The 22312-nt window shown below is 45.7% G+C and carries 17 protein-coding genes and 1 pseudogene; 6 read left to right on the plus strand and 12 right to left on the minus strand.

The window, feature by feature from the left end; all coding sequences use genetic code 11:
* Positions 1-33 precede the first annotated feature (33 nt).
* A pseudogene (locus D0X99_RS05400) lies at positions 34-1182 on the plus strand (cystathionine gamma-synthase); the annotation flags it as partial.
* Between the two features lies 1 nt (position 1183).
* On the opposite strand, the gene D0X99_RS05405 reads toward D0X99_RS05400, so the two are convergent.
* The 4 genes from D0X99_RS05405 to D0X99_RS05420 are packed head-to-tail and all read right to left on the minus strand — an operon-like array spanning position 1184 to position 8883.
* Positions 1184-2017, minus strand: a complete 834-nt coding sequence (locus D0X99_RS05405; protein WP_119476627.1) for a hypothetical protein — start codon at positions 2015-2017, stop codon at positions 1184-1186.
* 3 nt (positions 2018-2020) lie between these two features.
* On the minus strand, positions 2021-2971 hold the full coding sequence (locus D0X99_RS05410) for a Smr/MutS family protein (RefSeq protein ID WP_119476628.1): 951 nt from the start codon (positions 2969-2971) through the stop codon (positions 2021-2023).
* Entirely contained in the window at positions 2968-4266 is a 1299-nt protein-coding gene (locus D0X99_RS05415) for a cryptochrome/photolyase family protein (RefSeq protein ID WP_119476629.1), read from the minus strand. The genes D0X99_RS05410 and D0X99_RS05415 overlap by 4 nt, the downstream gene beginning before the upstream one ends.
* Positions 4267-4308: 42 nt before the next feature.
* Positions 4309-8883: a translocation/assembly module TamB domain-containing protein gene (locus D0X99_RS05420; protein WP_233553657.1), complete on the minus strand. Its 4575-nt coding sequence runs from the start codon at positions 8881-8883 to the stop codon at positions 4309-4311.
* Between the two features lie 29 nt (positions 8884-8912).
* On the opposite strand from D0X99_RS05420, the gene tsaD reads away from it, so the two are divergent.
* From tsaD to D0X99_RS05440, 4 genes are read left to right on the plus strand one after another with little or no spacing between them, the layout of a single operon-like run.
* On the plus strand, positions 8913-9926 hold the full coding sequence (tsaD, locus tag D0X99_RS05425; RefSeq protein ID WP_119476630.1) for a tRNA (adenosine(37)-N6)-threonylcarbamoyltransferase complex transferase subunit TsaD: 1014 nt from the start codon (positions 8913-8915) through the stop codon (positions 9924-9926).
* A gap of 1 nt (position 9927) precedes the next feature.
* A complete protein-coding gene (gene smpB, locus D0X99_RS05430) occupies positions 9928-10395 on the plus strand; it encodes an SsrA-binding protein (protein ID WP_119476631.1) in 468 nt (155 codons plus the stop codon).
* Positions 10358-11155, plus strand: a complete 798-nt coding sequence (locus D0X99_RS05435) for an SH3 domain-containing protein (RefSeq protein WP_147392191.1) — start codon at positions 10358-10360, stop codon at positions 11153-11155. Before smpB ends, D0X99_RS05435 begins: the two co-directional genes overlap by 38 nt.
* Positions 11156-11157: 2 nt before the next feature.
* Entirely contained in the window at positions 11158-11670 is a 513-nt protein-coding gene (locus D0X99_RS05440) for an HNH endonuclease (protein WP_119476633.1), read from the plus strand.
* Positions 11671-11672: 2 nt separating this feature from the next.
* On the opposite strand, the gene D0X99_RS05445 is transcribed toward D0X99_RS05440, so the two are convergent.
* From D0X99_RS05445 to D0X99_RS05460, 4 genes are all read right to left on the minus strand, one after another.
* The gene (locus tag D0X99_RS05445) at positions 11673-13142 is read right to left on the minus strand and encodes a sodium:solute symporter (RefSeq protein ID WP_119476634.1); all 1470 of its coding nucleotides are present in this window, start codon (positions 13140-13142) and stop codon (positions 11673-11675) included.
* 67 nt (positions 13143-13209) lie between these two features.
* Entirely contained in the window at positions 13210-14157 is a 948-nt protein-coding gene (locus tag D0X99_RS05450; protein WP_119476635.1) for a dihydrodipicolinate synthase family protein, read from the minus strand.
* Positions 14158-14181: 24 nt separating this feature from the next.
* Positions 14182-15189, minus strand: a complete 1008-nt coding sequence (locus D0X99_RS05455) for a sialidase family protein (RefSeq protein WP_119476636.1) — start codon at positions 15187-15189, stop codon at positions 14182-14184.
* 161 nt (positions 15190-15350) lie between these two features.
* The gene (locus tag D0X99_RS05460) at positions 15351-16802 is read right to left on the minus strand and encodes a PhoPQ-activated pathogenicity-related family protein (RefSeq protein WP_119476637.1); all 1452 of its coding nucleotides are present in this window, start codon (positions 16800-16802) and stop codon (positions 15351-15353) included.
* A 185-nt stretch (positions 16803-16987) separates the two neighbouring features.
* On the opposite strand from D0X99_RS05460, the gene D0X99_RS05465 reads away from it, so the two are divergent.
* On the plus strand, positions 16988-18739 hold the full coding sequence (locus D0X99_RS05465; protein ID WP_119476638.1) for an adenosylcobalamin-dependent ribonucleoside-diphosphate reductase: 1752 nt from the start codon (positions 16988-16990) through the stop codon (positions 18737-18739).
* A 33-nt stretch (positions 18740-18772) separates the two neighbouring features.
* On the opposite strand, the gene D0X99_RS05470 is transcribed toward D0X99_RS05465, so the two are convergent.
* From D0X99_RS05470 to D0X99_RS05485, 4 genes are all read right to left on the minus strand, one after another.
* Positions 18773-19198: a hypothetical protein gene (locus D0X99_RS05470; RefSeq protein ID WP_119476639.1), complete on the minus strand. Its 426-nt coding sequence runs from the start codon at positions 19196-19198 to the stop codon at positions 18773-18775.
* A gap of 38 nt (positions 19199-19236) precedes the next feature.
* The gene (locus D0X99_RS05475) at positions 19237-19881 is read right to left on the minus strand and encodes a phosphoribosyltransferase (protein WP_119476640.1); all 645 of its coding nucleotides are present in this window, start codon (positions 19879-19881) and stop codon (positions 19237-19239) included.
* Positions 19882-19897: 16 nt separating this feature from the next.
* Positions 19898-20563 carry a dienelactone hydrolase family protein gene (locus D0X99_RS05480; protein WP_119476641.1) on the minus strand — a complete coding sequence of 222 codons (666 nt, stop codon included), beginning with the start codon at positions 20561-20563 and terminating at the stop codon, positions 19898-19900.
* A 270-nt stretch (positions 20564-20833) separates the two neighbouring features.
* Entirely contained in the window at positions 20834-22000 is a 1167-nt protein-coding gene (locus D0X99_RS05485) for a sialidase family protein (RefSeq protein WP_119476642.1), read from the minus strand.
* Between the last annotated feature and the right edge of the window lie 312 nt (positions 22001-22312).

Genomic DNA, 22312 nt, shown 5'->3' on the forward strand with positions numbered 1-22312 from the left:
ATTCCGTAAGTCCTTAAAAAATCAAATTATAATCTTATGAAATTTGGTACTAAAGCCATTCATGCCGGCGTCAGTCCCGACCCTTCCACAGGGGCGATCATGACTCCGATTTTCCAGACGTCCACTTACGTTCAAAAATCACCAGGGGACCATTATGGATACGAGTATAGCCGAACCCATAACCCAACCCGAACTGCCCTTCAGCAAAGCATCGCAGCGCTGGAGAACGGGAAACATGGAATTTGTTTTTCTTCCGGCCTTGGCGCCATTGATTCGGTGGTCAAGCTCTTCAATCCAGGGGATGAAATCATCTCTACCAATGACCTTTATGGAGGTACTTACCGCCTGTTCACCAAAGTTTTTGAGCGCTATGGGATTAAGTTTCACTTTGTATCCATGGCCGACCCAGAGCAGCTTTCTACTTATGTGAATGAAAAAACCAAGATGGTTTGGGTGGAGACTCCTACCAATCCGATGATGAATATCATCGACTTGGAAGCCATGGCGGCCTTTACCAAAAAGCATGGATTGCTGCTTGCGGTGGACAATACCTTTGCTTCACCTTATCTGCAAAATCCACTTGACTTGGGTGCTGATATTGTGATGCACTCGGTGACCAAATACCTCGGAGGACATTCGGACGTGGTGATGGGTGCTTTGGTGGTGAATGATGATGAATTGGCTTCCCGATTGGTGTTTTTGCAAAATGCCTGCGGGGCAACTCCAGGACCTCAGGATTGCTTTTTGGTCTTGAGAGGAATCAAGACTTTGCACTTAAGAATGGAGCGTCACTGCCAAAACGGAAAAACCATCGCGGCTTACCTTAAAAACCATCCCAAAGTTGAGAAAGTCTATTGGCCGGGTTTCGAAGATCATCCCAATCACTTGGTTGCCAAACGTCAGATGCGTGACTTTGGGGGAATGATTTCCTTTACTTTAAAAGGCAACAGCCTGGATGATGCCAAGAAGGTGATGGAAAGTTTCGAACTTTTTGCCTTAGCGGAATCATTGGGTGGTGTGGAGTCGCTCTGCGGTCATCCGGCTACAATGACCCATGCTTCGATTCCAAAGGCCGAGCGTGAAAAGGTAGGTTTGGTCGATTCACTAATCCGATTGAGTGTGGGTGTGGAGGATGCCGAGGATCTGAAAAACGATTTGGCAAACGCCCTTTCAAAAATTTAAGTTAGACCAGAACTTTCTTCAGTAATTCAAAAGCCTGTTTTTCGATCTCGGAAGACAGGCTTTTCTTTTCTTCCTTCAGTTCCTTGATCCAGTCCATGTACTTTTTGGAGATGTCTTCCTTTTCTGCGAGGAATCCTGACAGTGCCTGGAAGGATAGGTGATTGGAGTACCAAGGTTTGAGGTTTTCCTTGAGTTGGGAAATTTCTTCGTGAATCTGGGAAATAAAAATGGGGTTGAAGCCCAGCTGAATGAGGAGATTTTCCAGCATGATGATTTTGCGCAAGCTCTCAAACAAATCCCTGAAACTCTGACTTTCCATTGGAGTCTTCAGGTTGCGGTGGAGAAATTCCAATTCTTCCTGTACCAGCTGATTGATGGCCGTGTTGATCATCAATGGTTTGATTCCGCGGCTGGACTGCAGGGATTTTGTCTGAAAGTCATCCCAGGTTTTCAGAGTGCTTCCCACCACCAGGTCAAATGCCTCCTTTTGGATTTTCTTTTTTTGGACGTCAAGGTATTCCCTGTAGCTGTCGTATTTCAGGGTGGTTTTTTCTTCCTGGGCTTTGAGATTTCGCTCCACCAGTTTGAGGTGATGGGTTTTTCGAAGCGATTTCTTCAGGTTTTTGAAAGGTGAAAAAAGGTCGTTTCCTAGATTTTCCGTTTCGAAATGGATTTTGGACATCAGGTCAGTGTAGAGTTCCAAAAATTCCAATTTCATCAATAGCTCTATGGCTTTCTTGGATTTGATCTGTTTCCCGAGTGCCAAAAAGAGGGTTTTAGCATCTTGGTGCTGCTGCTCAAAAATCTGGTAAACCGGAGAAGTCTTCGCCTGCATGGGTTAGGAAATTCGAACCAAGGTGGCACCGTAGCCCCATTGGTCTTTCTGAGTATCCTGAAAGTACTTAATATTTCCTAATTGGCTGAGGCGCTTGTGAATTTCTTTTCGAAGGACTCCGTTGCCCAGACCATGAATAAACGTGATTTCATCCATTCCTGAGGCAATGGCTTGATTTAGGTTTTTTTCGAATACCTCAAGCTGAATTCGCATTTTTTCCGAGTTACTCAACTTGTCCGCATCGGGATGAAGTTGCTCGATGTGTAGGTCGATGGACCGGGATGGTTTAACTGCCTTGATCGGTTCTGGCTTAGGAGTGATCTCCTGAAGCTGGGCGTTGAGGCTGCGGATATCGAGCTCCTTGGTGGTTTGCTCCATGGCAAAGAGGTAGACATTTTTTCCTAGGATCGGGGCTTTGCTCAGGTGCTTGAAAAACTGGGTCGCCTTCATTTTCATCTGTCGCTCAAAGGGAGGGATTGCTTTCTCCAGCTTATTTTGGATCGGGATAAACCGGAGCAAAAAAGCCGGCCACTCATCCAGTTCCTTCATCAACCGATCGTCAAACTTTTTGCTTTCTCCGGGATTCAAAGTCCCAGCAATGAGCGTTCGCTGATTGCCTCCATAGACCTCTGAGGCATGGACCAGGTATGGCTGATGACTGTCGTTGATTAGGTACAGGCTGAGATTTTGGTCGTTAATTGGCAGAAAAGCAAGGTAAAGGCCTTGGTCTTTCGGGGCCGAAATCGGTAGGGGAGCCTCGGGTTCTTTAGTCACTCCGGCATGTTCACCAAAGTAGTTTTTTTCTGCTTCAGCGATAATGACCACTTCGGATTTCAGGGCCGGCACAATAAATCCATCCTCGATTTCCACTTCGATCCGCCCACTTGATGAGACTTTTCGTACTGTTCCTTCCTCTTTTCCGTGAAGTAATCTTACTCTGTCTCCGATGTTCATTGCTCTAGGGCTTTTTTGTAGGTTTCCAAGGCTCTTGCCCGGGCAAATTTATGATCCACAATGGGTTTTGGATACTTATCTGTGCCAAACTCCGGAATCCATTTTTTGATATACTTCAAATCCTTGTCAAACTTCTCCGTTTGGGAATCCGGATTGAATACCCTGAAGTAAGGCTGGGCGTCTGTTCCTGTACTGGCAGCCCATTGCCAACCGCCGTTATTGGAAGCAAGTTCAAAGTCAAGCAGTTTTTTGGCAAAATAACTCTCTCCCCATCTCCAGTCGATCAGTAAGTGCTTGGTCAGAAAGGAAGCTACGATCATCCTGACCCGGTTATGCATGTAGCCTGTCTCATTGAGTTCCCGCATGCCGGCATCCACGATGGGGTAACCTGTTTTACCTTCACACCAAGCCCGAAATTCCTCCGGATTGTTTCTCCATGGAATGCGGTCATAGGCTGGTTTGAAAGCCTTATCCACTACTTGAGGGTTGAAGGCTAGAATCATCATGTAGAATTCCCTCCAGATCAGTTCATTGAGATAGGTCTCATTGAGCCGGGCACCTACCTGCGCGAGCTGACGGACGGAGATTGTCCCGAATCGCAGGTGAATTCCCAGTCGGGTGGTTCCTTTTTGTGCGGGGAAATTACGGGTTTGGTCGTAATGGCTGATGATTGCCTCGTCGGTGATTTTTGGAGGAATTGGGATGCCTGTTTTTACAAATCCAATTTCTTCCAGGGAAGGCATCGGGATAGGGGACGTTTGAAGGAGGTTTTTCCAATTCGGATTTTGAAGGGGCTGAACCTTGGTTTGTTTGTACTTGTCCAGCCAATTTCTGCTGAAGGGTGTGAAGACCTTGTAAAACTCCCCGGAACCGTTCAGGATTTCTCCAGGCTCAAAGATCACTTGATCCTTGAAACTGAACAGAGCGGCGCCTTTTTCTTTGAGAAGGAGATCTACGGCATGATCCCGCTCCTTGGCATAGGGTTCATAGTCCCTGTTGGTGTAGACCGCCTGGATCTCGTATTGAGTCAAAAGGGACGCATAAACTTCCTCCGGCTTTCCGAATTTGACCAGAAGAGTGCTTCCTTTCTGTTCGAGTTGGGTTTTGATTTCGGAAAGTTGGGCATGTATAAATTCTACCCGTGCGTCAGCTTTATCCTCGAGCTTTTCCAGGATATTTTGGTCAAAAATGAAGAGCGGCAGGACATTTTGCTCTTGCTGAAGCGCATAAAAAAGCCCGGTGTTATCTTCCAGTCTAAGGTCTCTGCGAAACCAGAACAGGGTTATTTTTTCCATGAAGTCGTTTTTGAAAGAAAGTAACGGGGCAGGGAAAATGTTTTAGTAATCTTCTTTCTGAGGGATCATTTCCCGCTGAATTGGAAGGGGAAGGTCTTTTCTGGGAGGAAGATTTTCCAAATCCAAAGGTTTCCAGTTTTCCTCTCCCTGGTAATCATTTCTCAGGATATCATCCGAATCAGTGATGTTGAGTTCGGCATTTTTCTTTCCGGTGATTTTTTTGAACAGCTCTGAAAAGGAGTTGAAGGATACGTTTTGGGTCACCGAGGCCCCATAACTCATGACATTCTGCGTGAGCGACAAGGAAGTGAAGGTGTTGTAATTGTTTCGGTTAAAAATTCTTAGACGATAGACACCGTCTTCCGTGATCAGGTATTCAGCCTGCCAATCCCCAATGACAGAAGCTGCGCTGGCATTTCCCTGATTGTCGGTAAATCCACCGTCTCTGGATACCCTCAATCGACCGTCCATGAAGGTATAAGCCACGCTGAGTTGAAAGTTTTCCAGCGTATTTTGATCCAAAGTGGCCAGATCAATGTTGATTTCCAGGTTTTTGTCCATCTGTCCAATAAAGCTGTTTAGCTGGGAAGAAAGCAGGTTGCCAAGGCTGGAAGAAAGCGTGGTTACCCCTGAGAATTGGCCTTCCGGTGAGAAATTTTGGGTCATGATCACCGAGAAAACCTGCCGGTTCATCTCTTGCTCATCAGCTGCTACCCTACTTTGGAAAGCAGAAATGGTTGTCTGAACATCACCGCTCGAAGGAAACTCAGCAAAGTCAAAGCTAAATGCAATATCAGGAGAGAGTAATTCTCCCTGAAGGTCCATCAGGACTTTGAGCGGATATCTTCGGCGCATCTGACTGTTTTCTGAAGCTGCATTTGCTGAGGAAATCAGCGGCTGAAGCGAGACACTTTCCTGATAAATAGCCTTGAGGTTCATCACTCCCTGGTATGGATCTCCAAACCAAGTGATCCGCCCTCCGGGTTGGATTACGAATTCCCTTTTTACCACATTGTAGAGTGAGAAATTGTACTGCCCTTGGGTAATTTCATAATTTCCCGTCAGGTTAAAATTCCCCTGGGTATCGATATTCATTGTCAAGACACCCCGTCCTCTTCCTTCAATACTTTCCTCGGTTTTGGGGTCAATGATGATTTGGGTGTAGGCATCAGGGGTGATGTCGAGTACAAAATTCATCCGGACGTTTTCAATGTCCAGCCTGTTGATGTCTTCCGAAAGCTGCTTGATCCGAACTGTATCCTGAATATTGATCAACTGGATAAAATCCTCCTGATATTGGGTATTGCTGCTGGTCAGAGGGATATAGATTCGGGTATTGGGTTGGGATGTGGCTCGGGCGTTAATGTCCAAATTGGTTGTACTGCCGCGTATAGCAAGGGTACCAGTGGCAAAAGCAGTTCCGTAAAAGGTCTCGTTGTCCCTGGCTGTTGTGTTCATTACCTGGAAGTTGGTCAGATTGGAGTTGATATCCAGATAGATGTTGTCAAATCCACGGTGATTCAAACCCCCTGTGAACGTAGCCCGATTTCCGTTTAAATCTCTGAAAATCAGGTCTCTGAAACTGACTTGAGTTGGTTGAAAAAGGATACTTCCGTCCACCCGGTAGTCCGTATTGAGGTAATTGACATGGAGTCTACCGCCCTGGATTCTTCCGCTTCCCAATATTTCCGGCACCCCTACTGTTCCCCTGATTTGAAGATTTCCGGTGACAGTACCATCAATATTGGTGATGTATTGGGAGAGAAACGGTTCGAGAACAACCAAATTGGCCTCGGTCATCTGTGCTTCGAGATCCAAGTTTTGATATTCCAACCCGATGATTCCATTCAGGTCCAGTTTCTTTTGTCCGTTGATTTCATTTTCCATGCTGAGAATCAATTCAGTCTCATCCAGACTGGCTGTCAAGGAAATATCACCTACAGGAAATTCATTGATTTCCGCGTTTTCAATTTTCAAGTCACCGGAAATGAGGGGTTGCCCCATCAGATCTTTCATCTGAAATGAGCCATTGGCTGTGCCCAAAAATTCCTGTGCGGTGACTGTATTCAAAAAATCAATCCCAACATTATTGAGAAACAAATCCAAAACTTCCTCAGGATTTTCACTGATTTTACCTTCCACTCCCAGAGACTGTTCCTGGTTGGTAATGAAGAGTTTCTCAAAGGTAATTTCACCCTGAGAAAGTAGGATTTCATTTTCCGGATTGAAGTTCCATTCCTTGCTCAAAACCCGTAGAAGGGAGGGCTTAAAGTGGATTTGTGTACCAGAGGCTGAAAATCTCGTTTCAGCTTCCACTCGGGCTTTACTTTGGGTCGAATCCTGATCCAAACTTAGATTGAGGCCCAATTTGTCTTGATCCCAGATGGCTTCCAGTCCCAAATTTCTGAATTCCAGTGTATTGCCTACATTTTGTTCCTTGGAATAGACATAGAACGATGCGAGGATATCTTCACTGTTGATAATCTTGGAAGTGTTGAAGTCGATGTTTATTCCCTGTGCGGTATTGCCTTGGTAGCTAAACTCATCAATGCTTGTAAAAAAGTTGAAAACCGTGTTTTGAGGGGTTTGATAAAATGCACCTTCCAGAATGGTGTTTTTGGAAATCGTAAAATCAGGATAAAACAATTGCATTAATGGGTTCAAATCCTGAAGCCGGACATTCAGATCCAAGCTGTATGTTTCGGAAAAGTTGACCTTCAAATCTGCGAGTGGCTGTTCCTCATCTAACAGGATTGCTAAGTATTGACTTCCAAGCATGGTCAAATCCCTGCTCATTTGCTCAACATTAAACTGGCCGGAAGCTGCCGCAACGATGTAATCCGAATTGATGGATAAGGTTCTCGTCCCTCCGGCAAAAAGGGACTGGAAAAAGAAATCTCCCACATCCAAAAACCGATCCTCATACCCCAGTTTGATGTCAGTAAATCGTGCGATTCCCTGAATTTCGTCCAAGTCAATTCCTTTCGTGTCAATGTCCAACTTTCCGCTCACAAAGGCCGGAGTTTCCATCAGATTAAGTTTATCCAAAAACGCAGTGTCCAATTGGACGAGCATCCTGACAGAGTCCACTGACTCTTTGAGATTTACATAGCCTCTTGCGGTTGCTTTGAGGTTTGGATCGTTGATGGACAGGTTTCCGCGGAACAGGTTTAGCCCGTAAGCGGCATCCGTGTTGATGTTGGTGTAGTTGTAGTTGTTGATGCCAAGCTCGGAAATTTGGGCATCGAGATCCAGGATGATATTTTGGAGGGAGTTCCCTTTGAGGTTGACGTTTCCGTTCAAGCTTACCTTTTGGAGCAAATTCCTGTCTTCCGCCAAAACACCCAAATCCAGATTTTGAACCCGCAATCGGGATACGATAGACGGCATGCCTTTAACCATGTCAAAATTGACCCGGCCTTCAATATTCCCAATACTGGTTTGGAATTTTCCATTGGTGACAAAGCGGCTCAACAGCCCAGTGAAATCTGCATCAGCACGGATAAGATTGAATTTGTTAATCTCTTTTTGGATTTCAGGAGTCAAATAGGGCGCGAGATCCCGGGCTGAGAGTACTGAGTTTTTGAGTGAAAGATTGAGGTATGTCTTTTCGATTTCCGGTAAACCGTCCAGTTCAAAGGCTCCAAAAATCGCGGTTTTTTCACCTAAGCGGATTAAAAATTCCTCAGATTTTATGTTGGCTATCGGCCCGACAACTTCTCCACTGAGGTAAATATCATCTTCGATTTCAGGCAGGGAAGGCACAAAAAGGCGAAGGTCTGCCAAATGGATTTTGGTTTCTTCCATTCTTCCAGTCAGTTTGACCTGATGGAAAAAATCCGAAAAGCCTTCCGGACCAGTCAGGTCCATCCTGAGGTAATTTTTGATATGGCTGTTTTCCGATTTCAGACTGAGTTGATCAAGTTCCAGAAATTTCGGTCCGTAGGTCAAATTCGTTTTTAGCTCCTGGATTTTCAATCCGGAGGTGTTTTCCACTCCGGTCAGTAATTTAATGTCCAGGCTGATTTCTGAGTTTTGAAACTTGAAATCGCTTGCATTTCCTGTGATTTCCCTAAATGTAAGTCTGTTGTAGTCCAAGCCTTCGATAATCGGCTCGGAATTGAAATCGATCAACGAAAATTCCGACTGCCGTAGCTCGATTGAGCGTATTGAGAACTTTGCAGTGGATGCGGTAGTGTCTTTCGAACCAAATAAGGTGCTTAATTCCCCGATCCAAACATTGATGTTCATCGCCGAATCCCCCGGGTGGGTCATCAGATTGACTTGAGCCTTTTCAAATCTGACTGCATCGATGTGTGGATTTCCTGGAGAAATCATGGAAAGGAGTGCAAAGTCTGCATGAATTCTTCTTGCACCGATCATCAGACTGTCTTTGTGGTCAATGATGTGGACATCCTCCAATTCCAAGGCATCCCACCAGGAAATCCGAACTTTCCCGATTTCAGTTTTGAAGCTGGAATTTGTGTTGAGGTAAGCAGTTACTTTGTCTACCATCCAGTTTTGTACACTGGTGACCTGGAGTGCTAACCCTAAGGCAATCAGAAGTAGGAGTGAGCTGAAGATCACCCAAAGAAGCACTCGGAAAGCTTTGTGCAAAAAATCCGTAACTTTCGCGTTCTTTTCCAATGGGTACCAACGATATTTCTATACTAGCAATCGAATCCTCGTGCGACGAGACTTCTGCCTCCATTATAGTAAATGGCAAAGTACTCAATAATATTGTGGCCACACAATCAGTGCATGAAAAATATGGAGGTGTTGTCCCTGAGCTTGCTTCCCGTGCGCATCAGGAAAACCTCATTCCGGTCATTCAGGAGGCGATTTTGACTTCAGGAATTTCTAAAGACCAACTTTCGGCAGTGGCCTTTACCCGAGGTCCGGGATTGATGGGTTCCTTGTTGGTTGGGGTGAGTTTTGCCAAGGCTTTTGCCCGTTCATTGGAGATTCCCCTGATTGATGTCAACCACATGCAAGCCCATGTGCTGGCTCATTTCATCGAGGATCCCAAACCCCAATTCCCCTTCCTCTGCCTGACCGTCAGCGGAGGACATACACAGTTGGTCCTAGTCAAAGATTTCCTCGATATGGAAGTGGTCGGAGAGACTCAGGATGATGCGGTTGGGGAGGCTTTTGACAAAACTGCCAAGCTTCTTGGCCTTCCCTATCCGGGTGGACCTTTGGTGGATAAATACGCGAAAGAGGGGAATCCAAAGGCTTTCCAGTTTCCAATTACCCGAATGCCCGGCTTGAATTATTCTTTTTCGGGTATAAAAACCGCCGTACTTTATTTTCTCCGGGATAGACTTCAGGAAAATCCTGATTTCATCTCTGAAAACTTGGCTGATCTTTGTGCGAGCATTCAATACACGCTGATTGAAATGCTTTTGATCAAACTCAAGGAAGCCGTGAAGCAATACGGAGTAAAGGAAATCGCCATTGCGGGTGGAGTGTCGGCAAACTCCGGTTTGCGCAGTACCTTGTCAGATCTTGCAAAAAAGAAAGGTTGGAACCTTTACATTCCGAAATTCGAATATTGCACAGACAATGCAGCCATGATTGCCATGGCGGCTCATTACAAGTACCTCAAAGGGGAATTCGTCGGACTCGATGTAACTCCCCTCGCCAAAATGAAACTCTGATATGTCCAAGCCCAACCGCTTCGAAAAAATCGTCAACATCAAGAATAAGAAGGTAAACTTTGAGTTTGAATTCATTGATACCTATGTGACAGGGGTGATGCTGAAGGGTACAGAGATTAAATCAATCCGTGAGGGTAAAGTCTCTTTGACTGAAGCCTATTGCATGTTTTTGGACGGGGAACTCTACATCCGTCAAATGCACATTGCGCCATACAGTATGGCTGCAAGCTACAATCATGTGGCAGTCCGGGATAGAAAGTTGCTTTTGAAGAAAAAAGAATTGGAAAAGCTCGAAACTAAGTCAGCTGAAAAAGGCTTGGCAATCATTCCGGTTCGTATATTTATCAATGACCGAGGCAAAGCCAAACTGGAAATTGCGCTGGCTCGGGGAAAGAAAACCCACGATAAACGACAGGACCTGAAGGAAAAAGATGCAAAAAGAGAGCTCCAGCGAATGGCCTTTGATTGATGCATATGGGATATGTCGACAGACTATCCTTCCGGTTTACCGCCAGCCCACCTTTGATTCCGCGCTGGTCACTCAGTTACTTTTTGGAGAATGTTACCAAATCAACGGCCTGACCTCTGACAGGCAATGGTTTCGGGTGTACCACGAGGACACCGGAATGGGCGGATGGGTGTGGGCCAAACTCATCAAGGAAATCACCGGAGACGAATACCAGAAGTTTCTCAACCAGGACTTTCAGGTGGTCACCAGCCCAATTGCTGCCATTGAGTACCTCGGGACCAATCTTTACCTGTTGCCTGGAAGCAGACTTCATTTTTCCGAACTCGAACTTTTCAACTGGCAAGACCACATCGGGTTTACCGGCAACTACCGCGCACATGCTGTCAAGGCCAGCCGGGAAGAGCTGGTGGAAATTGCCCTCCGGTACCTCAATGCACCTTTTCAGGCCGGGGGAAGGAGCATTTTCGGTTTGGATGGGGATCAGGGTTTTGCTATCATTTACGCCATTGGAGGCTATTCCTGGAAGTCCGGTAAAATTCCAGGTAAAAGTATCACCCCGGAGGAGGCAATGCCGGGTGATTTGTTTATTTTCAGAGACTTGGAAAAACAGGAGTCCCACTTTGGCTTATTTCTCGGTGCTGAGGAAATCCTCTGGATGGATAATCGGATGAGGGTTTCAGACATTGACGAGTGGGAAGACTTTTTGAGAAACAATACAGGAGAACAAGTCGTTTTTGATGCGAGATCAGTGGTGAATTAGCTATGGAAAAGAGGGTATTGGTACTGAACTTAGATCATTCTCCGGTTGCGGTGGTGCCGGTTCAAAAGGCCATTGTCCTGCTGCTTTTGGAAAAAGCAAACATCCTCTCGACCTACGAATTGCTCGAAATTCGAACGGTTAGCCGGAGTTTCGAATACCCGGCGGTTATTCGCCTCACCCATTATAAAAGCATTCCCTTCAGGGGAGTTTTACTCAACCGAGCCAATTTGTTCAAGCGGGACAATGGAGAGTGTCAATATTGTGGAAGCAAAAGACACCTGACCATCGATCACATTATACCCAAGTCAAAAGGAGGCAAAACCAATTGGACCAACCTGATTACTGCCTGTAACCGATGCAATGTGAACAAAGGCGATAAAACTCCCGAGCAGGCAGGAATGATTTTACGATCCCAACCCTTTAAGCCTTCCCTTTCTTACTTTTTGGCCGAATATGCCGAACGGCAGGCAGAGGAGTGGTTGCCGTTTTTGGAGAGTAGGGTCACCAATTCCTGATTTCAGCTGGTTTTTCGGTTGAAAAGCGCTGTCAATCCAAACCCTACCAAGAAAATCGTCAACGTTCCCATCACGATGGTCATGTTCGTGTGGAGAGGATTCGCCAAGGATTCATCCATTCCGCTTTTGACCAAAACGCTAGATAGGCTCATCCACCCAATAACCAGGACACCAAGGATTACGGCAAAAATGGCATGAGGATTTTTAGCCTTGGAGAGCAAGCCCAACAGAAACAATCCCAAAATTCCCCCACTGAAAATCGAGGAAAGCGCCCACCAGGCATCCAAGGCACTAGTGACACCATTGAAGGCCAAACCCACCACAATACTTAGGAGTCCCATGACCAAGGAGGAAAGTTTCAAGACTCGAAGGGAAAGCCTTTCGGAAGGATTTGGATGAATGTATTTGCTGAAGTGATCCGAAAGAATCACCGTGGCGGAACTGTTGATACTAGTGGAGACCGTGCTCATCCCTGCCGCAAATATGGATGCAATCAACAAGCCTGTGAATCCCACTGGAAGCTGATTGACGATAAAGTAGGGGAAAACTTTATCTCCGGTGAGTCCTTCCGGAAGTAAACCAGGCTGGGCATCGTAATAAGCATACAAAGCCGTGCCGATAAAAAAGAAAACAAAAGACACTGGCAAATAAAGCAAACTTCCCAGCCAGGTGGATTTTTTGGCTTCGTCCTCAGTTTTGGCAGTCAAATAGCGCTGCACATAGCTTTGGTCAATACCGAAATTTTGAAGGTTGATAAACAGACCATATACCAAAATCATCCAGAAGGTGGAGGTGGTAAAATCCAGTTCAAAACTTCCCAGACTGAATTTTTGTGACTGTTCTGCAATTCTGAAGACTTCACTGACTCCCCCTGGGATGGTGAAAAAAATCACGAACAAGCAAGCCAAAGCTCCTCCGATCAGTAGGATTCCTTGTACAGTATCTGTCCAGATGACGGCCTCGATTCCTCCCATCATGGAATAAATGACCACGCTGATTCCCGTAATCACGATGATCATCGGAATACTCCAGCCCAGCAATGCATTCATAGGGAGGGCCAAGAGGTACATGATGGCCCCCATTCGGGCCAATTGGGTAAGGAGATAGCAAATGGATGCGTAGATTCTCGCCCAGGTAACAAATCGCTGCTCGAGGTAGAAATAAGCCGATTCGCTTTTGAGTTTTCGGTAAAGCGGGACGAAAAATTTCACTGCAATCCAAGCAGCCAGTGGGATGGAAAGGCTAAAGACAAATCCATTCCAATTGCCGGAATAGGCATTTCCAGGCAAGGCTAGGAAACTGATGCTGCTGACGAAAGTCGCAAATATGGACATTCCGATGGCCCAGGCCGGTAGTCGGCCTCCTCCGGTGGTGAAATCGCTCGAAGTCCTTTTTCGAAAGGAGAAAGAAATCCCAAATCCTACAATACCCAGCATGTAAACAATGAAAATAATTAGATCTAGTACTGGCATGGAGAGTTAGGGGAGGATTGTTGGCGGAGTGATTTTTGGCTGTAGGTAGCGGGAATGGGCAGGAAATTTACCCATTTACCTTTACCTGCTCCAAAATAGCTTCAACTCGTTTTTTCACCAACAGATATTTTACATGAAGTACAGCCTGTTCGGCCTCGGAATAGGGATAAAGCGGAAGTGCCAGACTTCCATCACAAAGTCCTTCGAAGGACATAGAAGCCTTCAGGCCTTTGAGGTAGCTTGATTTGTAAGTGCCGTTTTGGTACAGGTTTTCACTCAGGTAAAGAATGGTCTCCTGAAGTGTCCTGACCCGGTCCAGATCTTTATTGTGGAAAGCTTCATAAAGGCTGACATAGAGCTTGGGAAAAAGATTTGCTCCGCCTGTGACACCTCCATGACCGCCCATTTGTAGTGTGTCTGCCAAAATTTCTTCAGGGCCGACAAAGATTTTGAAATCAGGTTTGCCTTTAAATGCCTGACACAAGGCCTTAAAATTTTCCGGATTTCCGGAACTGTCCTTGATCCCGATGATATTGGGGTGAGCCGAAAGTGTCACGGCCGTTTCCACTGCGATGTTGATCTTGGTGTGGGAAGGCATGTCGTAAAGGAAAAGCGGCAGTTCCACCGCATCAGCTAGTTTTTGATAATAGTTGATCAATTCTTCCTGCCCGATGTTGATGTAAAAGGGTGGTGCGGCGACCAGGGCGGTTGCTCCGGATTCCTGAGCGATAGCTGCCAAGTCAAGACTTTGGACAAAGGAACAATCGGTGATTCCCACCAGTACCTGTACCCTTCCGTTTACTTTTTTGCAGGTCAGGCGAATGAGATCGCTTTTTACATCGGAACTTAAACTGGCCGATTCACCGGTGGTACCAAGGATAAAAATCCCATGAACGCCCCCTTCAATCAGGTGCTCGATCACATGTTCGGTATGGGCTACATCCAGGGAAAAATCCGGATTTAGCGGCGTTATCATCGGAGGAAAAATCCCCTGGAATGGTTGGGATAGGTTCATAGGTTTGAGATTGAGTTTTTTTGTTCAGAGGTTGAGGTGGACGTACTTCACTTTTTTGCGATGGTAAGTGTAGCTGATGTGAATCGTGCCGTCTTTTGCTTGAATAATCGCCGGATAGCTGAATTCACCCGTGCTTTCATCTTCCAAAACCAGGAGTTCTTCCCAAGAAATACCGTCTGTAGATCCAAGAAGACTAAGCTTGTTCCTGCCTTTTTTGAGTGGGTTACAAACGAGTAGATGGTACCCGTTTTTCAGTGTCACAGCATCGATTCCTGAATTGTTGTGGACCAGACCTGTGGATTCCATTTTGCTCCAGGTGTTTCCGGTATCAGATGACCAAGAGGTGGCGATTTCTCCTTGTTGAGTGCGGAAGAGCAGCTGGAGTTTTCCACCAGGATGAATGAGTACGGTGGGTTGAATTGCTCCGAATCCAGCACCATCTATTTCTGTTTTTTTCCAATGTTTGAGTTCAGGGTCGGTGATCTCTACATGGCTTGTCCAGATCCGGCTGGTCTCAAAACTGCTCGGATGCAGAAGTCTCCCATCAGGCAGGACGATGGATTTGTTTTTGACCGGTCCCAAAAAACCGGGAGGAATTTGGGTTTCTTTCGACCAGGTTTTTCCTCCATTGTCTGAGATTTTGTAAAGACCCCACCATTCCCGTGGATTTGGTCCTTCTTTGTAAAAAAGGACGATTTTTCCATCCTCCAGCCGATGCAAAACTGGGTTCCAGGTCGGGTTTCGAAAGGTTTCGTTTTCCACTCCATCCGCCACCAGCGCAGGTTCAGACCATTCTCCGTTTTGGAATAATGAGGTGTAAATGCTTACATCCGGGTGCTTTTCATAGGTGCCACCAAACCACGCAGCCATGATTCCTTCCGGTGTTTCCAGGAGGGTAGAAGCGTGGCATTCCGGAAAAGGGGCTGTTTCATAAATGAATCCTGAAGAGATTATTTTCACATCAATATTCTCTTTTTCGGAACTAAGAGAAAGGAATCCCAGAAGACTAAAAAAGCTGATCAAAGCACCCATGGATAAGCGGTTTTGGTGGAAAAACAGGAAAATCACCTTAACAAAAAAGCCGGACTTTTTTGAGAAACCGTCCGGCTGTGACCTGTTGTGAAATGGTAAAGAAAGAAATCAGGTGATTGGCAGGGTTGCCCAATCACCTGAAGGGTATCACTTGCTGATTCTCAATTTCCGGCAGCAGCGGAAGTCCTCTTAGGAACAAACGCTTCAAAAGGATAGGTTCTTGGAAGGACATCGATCCCTGAAGTTACTTTCATCGGTGTCTCACCGGCAAAGGTCAATTCGACAAAGTATCCTCGGTATCCTGACTCAGGGGTGGTCATGTTGACGGTCAATTCTCCGGAATCAGGTACTGGAATTTCCTCCGCAGTCCAGTTTGGACCAAAGACATCAATCCTGAAATCCCTGGCCATTGGATTGTAGGCAGACCAGAGTTTGATCGAAGCAGGTTTGTTGACTGGGTCATAAGTGACTTTGATCTGATCTCCTTCGACTTTCCAACTGTATGTTGGTCGGGAAGTTTTGTTTAAAACGGAGGAATAGAATGCGATCAGATTGGGAATGGCATCGGAATCTCCCACGTCATGTCCAAAGTTGGGTACATACATCACGTGCTTTTCTTCAGGCAAACTGTCCCAATAAAACTTCCAGCTGTCAGGTTGGAAAAACTCATCCCCTGCCGCGTTGATCAGGAGTTTGGGCATGTCATACTCTTTTCGGAAGGAATAGGGTTCGGTGATCTCCATCATCCGGTCAAACTCAGGCGTACCTACCCAATCCATTACACCTTCCCGCACATAATCACCGACTGCAGGTGCCCAAAACCCATAGTTTTTCCAATGATGCTGAAAGGATGGGACCAAATTGAGCAAGTCGATTACCACCGGTACAATTGCCACTACCCGGTCATCTACCGCAGCAGTGGTCCATGTGGTCCAGCCTCTTTTTGAAGCACCACCGACTACAAAGCTGTTTAGGTTTTTGTTGTATTTTTCTTTTGTTACGGCAGTAACTGCGTCCATGGCAAGCTTGGCGGCTTTGGTCATCGGAAGACGCGCAAGCCAGATTGCGTCCTCATCCTTAGCACCACCTTCCAGGAATTTTCTCCAACCGTAAGAAATGATCTCATCCTCATAGCGCTCTCCAAAGGTGTCATTGGCAAAAGTGATGGGTTGAAAAGGAACGTTGTGGATTTGGGCCACAATCGAATTTGTTCCGGTGGAAGCCGCTAAGATGAGCGGATCAGGTTCTTCGGGCATTTTGGAATTGGTACTTCCTCCTCCAATCCAAAGCATGCCGGTCTCATGTGGAGTGTCTTTTGGTACTACCAGAGATACCCAGTGCCACCATTCAGTTTTGTCCAAAATATCCGAAGTAAGCCAGTGTTGGGAGTACATCTTCAGCACATGGAAATCATACTTTTCTCCGGGTACCGAATGCACGATTTCATACCGGAACGTGGAATCCGGTTTGTGGACGTAATCTTTCAGCAGGGTATTGCTTCTTTCTTCAGCTACGGGAGTTGTTGTCTCTTTCCCTTGACAGGCAAAAAGGGCCACAGCCAAAAAGAGCCCAAGGCTAGTCTTTGGCAAAAAAGATAAGATAGTGTTTCTCATGAAGGTTAGTGTGGGTTGTTGAACTGAAAAGCTAATCATAATTGTACATCCTGTCAAATTGATTGCAATTGCAAAAGCTGCGAGTTTCCTATCTGAGGGATTAGAGGCGAAAGCAGCCTGTTTTTTAGTAAATTAATGACTTGAGTTTTTAGAAAATTTCCTCCAATGTCCCAAACCTTGAAACCATGGAGCTGCTGAGTGAAAATGCACGGAAGATTCTGCAGGAAAGGTATTTGATCAAGGATGCTGCAGGCAGGTCAAAGGAAACGCCGGAGGAGCTTTTGCTCAGGGTAGCCAAAACAGTAGCTCAAGCTGAAAAAAAGTATGGAAGTCAGCAGGGAGTGGAAAAGTGGGAGCGGGAATTTTTTGGCATGATGTCCAATCTTGATTTTTTACCCAATTCCACTACACTCATGAATGCCGGAACGGGTTATGGACAGCTGAGCTCCTGTTTTGTTCTTCCTGTCAAGGACAGCCTAAGCGGGATTTTTCAGACCCTCCGACTGGCAGCTTTAGTGCAGCAGAAAGGAGGAGGTACCGGGTTTAATTTTTCCGAATTGAGGCCCTCCGGAGACCATATCAGTCAAAGTGGAGGTCAATCTTCAGGTCCCGTTTCATTCATCCGGGTTTTTGATTTTGCAGCTGAGCACATCAGGCAGGGAGGAAAAAGGCGGGGAGCCAATATGGGGATTTTGAATGTGGATCATCCGGATATTTTTGAATTTATCCGATTGAGGACAGAGGGGAAAAGGCTCAAAAACTTTAATCTTTCCGTTGGAATTTCGGATTCGTTTATGAAGGCTCTGGAGGCAAACGCAGACTGGAACCTGATCAATCCACGAACCGGAAAATCAGTCCGGATGGTTAAGTCAGGTGTCCTTTGGAGTGAATTATGTGAGCAGGCCTGGCTGTCCGGTAATCCGGGATTGATCTTTTTGGATACCATCAACGCGGCCAATCCGGTTATCTCCATAGGGGAAATAGCTGCCACCAATCCCTGTGGAGAAGTCCCGCTGCTTCCCAATGAATCCTGCAATTTGGGTTCGATCAACCTGACGAAATTTGTAAAAACTGTAGAAGCAGAAAGGACTGAATTGGATTGGAAAAAGCTTGGAGAAACTGTCGAGAAGTCGATCCGGTTCTTGGACAATGTCTTGGACATCAATAAATTTCCATCCGAATCCATCTCCAAAGCCTCCTTGGCCAACCGTAAAATCGGACTTGGAGTCATGGGCTGGGCAGAACTTCTGATTCGTCTTGGAATTCCCTATGCCTCAGTAGATGCCATCAGTTTGGCTGAAAGACTCATGAGTTTTATTCAGGAGAAAAGCCTCAAGGCATCTTCCAGATTGGGAATTGAGCGGGGAAGTTTCCCCAATTGGGAGAAAAGCGTATTCTTTCCGGACCAACCCATGAGGAATGCCACCCGAACGAGCATTGCGCCCACCGGTACCATTTCCATTTTAGCAGACACTTCTTCCTCTGTCGAGCCCCTTTTTGCCTTGGCTTTTCAGCGGAAAAATGTTCTGAATGGGGAAACCCTTCAGACCATCAATCCGCTTTTCTTGGAAATGCTGAAATCCGAAAGGTTAGCTGAGGGTAAAATTTTGGATCAGGTTATTTCCAGTGGGACCTGCACCCATATCAAGGAATTGCCCGGGAAGTTTCGCGAGCTGTTCCGGACAGCCCTCGAAATTTCTCCGGAATGGCACCTACGCCATCAAATTGCTTTTCAGAAATTCACGGATAATGCCGTCTCCAAAACAGTCAATCTCCCTTCGGATTCAACCATTGGTGACGTCGATCAACTTTACCGACAAGCCTGGGAGCTGGGAGCCAAGGGGATTACTGTTTTTCGAAATGAAGCAGGCGATCAACAATTGCTTTATCGGGGAATCAAATCCTCCGGCCCGGAATTCATCAGGTGTGTTCGTTGAGAATATTGTTTGACATCCCGGGCCGTTTTTGGCTTAGGAAAAGTGATTCTTAACAAATGCCAACAGCTGATTGGATGTCATCTTATCCGCATCCACCGTATGGACTTTTACTTTGCTGAAGGCTTTGTTGGAAGAAATCTGCTTTAGAAACTGGGTTTTGAGAACTCCTGGACCACTCAGTAGGATTTCATCATATCCTGCAAGCTTATCCTCCAACAGCGAAAAGTATCTTTTCACCTGCTCCTGATGGATGTGGTTGGTTTTAATCTCATTGTTGGAAGCGGCGTGGGTGCTTCCGACCCGGATTTTAGAGTCGGTTTCTCCAGGATATCGAACCATACTTTCAACGGGAGATTCCACCTCTTCAAGAAGGGAGGCCTGATGGTTTTCACAGCTTATCAAAAAGGCATGACTTTGGTCCATCCATACTCCTAATTTTTTATTTTCTTTCGTTTCCATGGTAGAGTTCGGGTTAATGATTGTTGTTTGATTTATTTCTAGTGAATGTGCTTTAGGTCTTTTTCATATTGTTTGATGAATTCCATAGCTTCTTCATCGCTTAGGTTTTTGAAGAATTCATAACCTTGGGATACAGCATAGAAATCAGCCGGAGTCTCCAATACCACGATTTTATCCGCTAATTCTTCCAATTGTAGGATGGTATCGGGTGCCCCAATCGGAGCAGCAACTATCAGTTTTGCGGGCTTGAGTTTCTTGCAGAGTTTCAAAGTCGCAAAAAGCGTAGCTCCGGTCGCAATTCCGTCATCTATTACGATGACAGTCCTGCCTTTCATAGGCGGGAGAGGTTTCCCTTTTCGGAGAAGTTCGATTCTCCTTCTGATTTCATGTTTTTCAGATTCCAAAATCTCCTGAATCTGGCTTTCATTGACTCTGGCAGAAGCTATCGAAGACATGTACAGACTTCCATCCTCCGCCACTGCCCCCATAGCAAATTCGGGATTGAAGGGATAGCCAAGCTTCCGGGAAATCACCGGTACCATTTCGGCTTCCAGTTTCTGGGCGACATAAAAGGCCGTTTCCATACCACCCCTGGGGATTCCAACAATCAATGGATGCTCTTCTTTATAAACCATCAAAGCTTCACCAAGCTTTTTTCCGGCATCTTTTCTATCCTTAAACATAGCTTTGGGCTTATAGTCAATGAGGAGTTTTGCTTTTATTTAATCTTGGAGAATTGCTCAAGTGGGCTTCAAGCCAAGCCTCTGTTTCAAGCGCCACAGCCTCCAATGCCCCAGGTTCCTCGAATAAATGACTCGCACCTGGTATTACTTTCAATGCTTTTTGGGCGTTAATGAGGCTTAGTGACTCCAGGTTGAAATCCAAAATAGGTGGATCGTTTTCACCGACCAGAAGAAGGGTAGGGGCTTTGACCAGATGGAGTACATCATTTGCCAGATCCGTTCGGCCCCCTCTACTCACAATCGCATGAATCTGATCTTTGAGAAGGGAAGCGGCCACAAGTGCCACTGCTGCACCGGTACTCGAACCATAAAATCCCACCGGAAGCTTGATCAGATAGGGTAAGGACTTCAGTCGGGTAGTTACCTCGCGAAGTCGACCGGCAAGGACCTTGAGGTTGAATTCCTCCGGATCCAATTCAGGATCGTGCCGCGCATACAAATCCAGCAGGTAAGTGGCATAACTCTGTTTGTTTAGGTATTGGGAGATGAATTGGTTTCTGGGACTATATCGGCCACTCCCGCTTCCGTGGGCAAATATGACCAAGCCTTTAGAATGTGCGGGAAGGGTCAAATCTCCCTCAAGTGCTATTTTTCCGAGTTCAATTTTCAGTGTCTCTTTCATGATTTCCGAACTTATTAAATCCAAAATCACCTGTTTTGAGAATTCATTGCCGTACTAAACCAGAAATTTCGAAAGCCTATTTTGACCCCTTAACCAATTTATTCCGAACCATTTACTTCATTAAATGACGCGAATAAAAAGGTGGGATAAAATGATATTCATCATGCTAAAGGCAAATAAAAACTCAGGAAAAGCCGTGTGTTGAGAATGGAAAAAATGGATTAATGATTACATTTTAAAAAATCAACAGGCTTGATTTGTCAATTTCCTTCAGTCCTTCCAATCGACTTGTTTTAACACGATTTGCTGGTAATTATCCCGCTCGTAAATTATCCCAACCCGGGATTCGGTAAGTTTTACCAAATCCGAATAAGCAGTCCAAGCTTGATTTTTTGGGTCGGCTACCTGGTCGATCAAGATGGTTTTTACCCATGTTTTTCCTTCATCCCAGCTGACTTTGATGCTGAGATTGTTTCGGTTTTTTTGGTCTGCCGCATTGGAGTGGGCTAAAATCATTTTTCCATTTTGCTCACCTAGATTCAGAATAGAACCCTGACATACCGGATCTGGTAATTGAGATTCAAAATATGCTTCATCCCAAGTCTTTCCACCATCGGAAGAATAGGCAAGAATTCGGCTGCGGATGTCACCTTTTTGATTTCGGATACTCATAATCATCCGACTGTTGCTGAGTTCGGCAGCGATGGATTCATTCGAACCGGGAATATCCACGGATTCGGATAGCTGAAAGCTTTTACCATGGTCGTCGGTAAAGAAGCTGTGTGCTTGATATTCCGCAAAGTTCTCAATGGGATCCCCCACCGAGTGATTGGCAGCCACGACGATTCGCCCTTTGTATTTTCCGGTTTGAAATTGGAAAGCATGCCCCGGAGTATTGGCATAATGTCTCCAATCAGCTGGATTAGTATAGGATGGATTGAAATTTGGATTGTTTGGCTTGTGGACTTGGAGCGTAATGTTTTCGGGTTTTTCCCAAGTTTTCCCCAGGTCAAAAGATTTCATCACCCAAACTTCCCGCACACCACGGTTCAAGCGAATGTCATATTCATGGTTGTTGCCGGTATTGTAGAAAAGGTAAACGACTCCTTGAGGATGATTTGGATCAAAAAGATCTACAACCGGCGCGGGATTCCCGGCCTGAAGGGAGTCGTAATCCATGATTGTTTCAAGACTTGACCACGTGAGACCTTGATCCGAACTTCTTTTGAGGACTAAGTTCACATCTCCAAAGTCATCGCTTCCGTTGACTCTTCCCTCTGCAAAGGCCAGCAATTCCCCGTTAGGTAAGGATATGATGGCAGGAATCCGATAGATGGCGTGGCCCTCTGTACCTCCTTGAAAGACCAACGTTTCGGATTGGGCAAACATCAACTGGGGGATAAACAGACCTAGAAAAAGCAATCGTAAAGGATTCATGAGATAAGGTTTAGGTTATAAGTAAAAAACTTTGATCCGTTTATCAAAGCCTTCCCAGGGATAGTCTCATTTCTTTGGAAGCTTGGAATTACCTGATTTGTCTGGAATCTCAGATGTCGCTGCGGGCGGCATCGACAGATTTTTAGGCTTTGATTAGGCCCAATTTAGTTCTGGAATATTTTCTTTAAGGCGGTTTTAACCTGTAGCGATCTCAAAAACAGGTGATTATGGAAAAGTAATTTTTTCATAAACATTTTTAATTAGAAAAAGTCTAAATAAAGATTGACTCGAATACGATTCGGGTATAAGTTT

Origin of the sequence: Algoriphagus lacus (genome assembly GCF_003583985.1) — a bacterium.
GTDB classification, from domain to species: domain Bacteria; phylum Bacteroidota; class Bacteroidia; order Cytophagales; family Cyclobacteriaceae; genus Algoriphagus; species Algoriphagus lacus.

What these genes read in the sequence shown, in the direction of transcription:
- D0X99_RS05405 (WP_119476627.1), bottom strand. Translation starts at nt 2,017, where the DNA reads ATGCAGGCGAAGACTTCTCCGGTTTACCAGATTTTTGAGCAGCAGCAC.
- D0X99_RS05410 (WP_119476628.1), bottom strand. Translation starts at nt 2,971, where the DNA reads ATGAACATCGGAGACAGAGTAAGATTACTTCACGGAAAAGAGGAAGGA.
- D0X99_RS05415 (WP_119476629.1), bottom strand. Translation starts at nt 4,266, where the DNA reads ATGGAAAAAATAACCCTGTTCTGGTTTCGCAGAGACCTTAGACTGGAA.
- tsaD (WP_119476630.1), top strand. Translation starts at nt 8,913, where the DNA reads ATGGGTACCAACGATATTTCTATACTAGCAATCGAATCCTCGTGCGAC.
- smpB (WP_119476631.1), top strand. Translation starts at nt 9,928, where the DNA reads ATGTCCAAGCCCAACCGCTTCGAAAAAATCGTCAACATCAAGAATAAG.
- D0X99_RS05435 (WP_147392191.1), top strand. Translation starts at nt 10,358, where the DNA reads ATGCAAAAAGAGAGCTCCAGCGAATGGCCTTTGATTGATGCATATGGG.
- D0X99_RS05440 (WP_119476633.1), top strand. Translation starts at nt 11,158, where the DNA reads ATGGAAAAGAGGGTATTGGTACTGAACTTAGATCATTCTCCGGTTGCG.
- D0X99_RS05445 (WP_119476634.1), bottom strand. Translation starts at nt 13,142, where the DNA reads ATGCCAGTACTAGATCTAATTATTTTCATTGTTTACATGCTGGGTATT.
- D0X99_RS05450 (WP_119476635.1), bottom strand. Translation starts at nt 14,157, where the DNA reads ATGAACCTATCCCAACCATTCCAGGGGATTTTTCCTCCGATGATAACG.
- D0X99_RS05455 (WP_119476636.1), bottom strand. Translation starts at nt 15,189, where the DNA reads ATGGGTGCTTTGATCAGCTTTTTTAGTCTTCTGGGATTCCTTTCTCTT.
- D0X99_RS05460 (WP_119476637.1), bottom strand. Translation starts at nt 16,802, where the DNA reads ATGAGAAACACTATCTTATCTTTTTTGCCAAAGACTAGCCTTGGGCTC.
- D0X99_RS05465 (WP_119476638.1), top strand. Translation starts at nt 16,988, where the DNA reads ATGGAGCTGCTGAGTGAAAATGCACGGAAGATTCTGCAGGAAAGGTAT.
- D0X99_RS05470 (WP_119476639.1), bottom strand. Translation starts at nt 19,198, where the DNA reads ATGGAAACGAAAGAAAATAAAAAATTAGGAGTATGGATGGACCAAAGT.
- D0X99_RS05475 (WP_119476640.1), bottom strand. Translation starts at nt 19,881, where the DNA reads ATGTTTAAGGATAGAAAAGATGCCGGAAAAAAGCTTGGTGAAGCTTTG.
- D0X99_RS05480 (WP_119476641.1), bottom strand. Translation starts at nt 20,563, where the DNA reads ATGAAAGAGACACTGAAAATTGAACTCGGAAAAATAGCACTTGAGGGA.
- D0X99_RS05485 (WP_119476642.1), bottom strand. Translation starts at nt 22,000, where the DNA reads ATGAATCCTTTACGATTGCTTTTTCTAGGTCTGTTTATCCCCCAGTTG.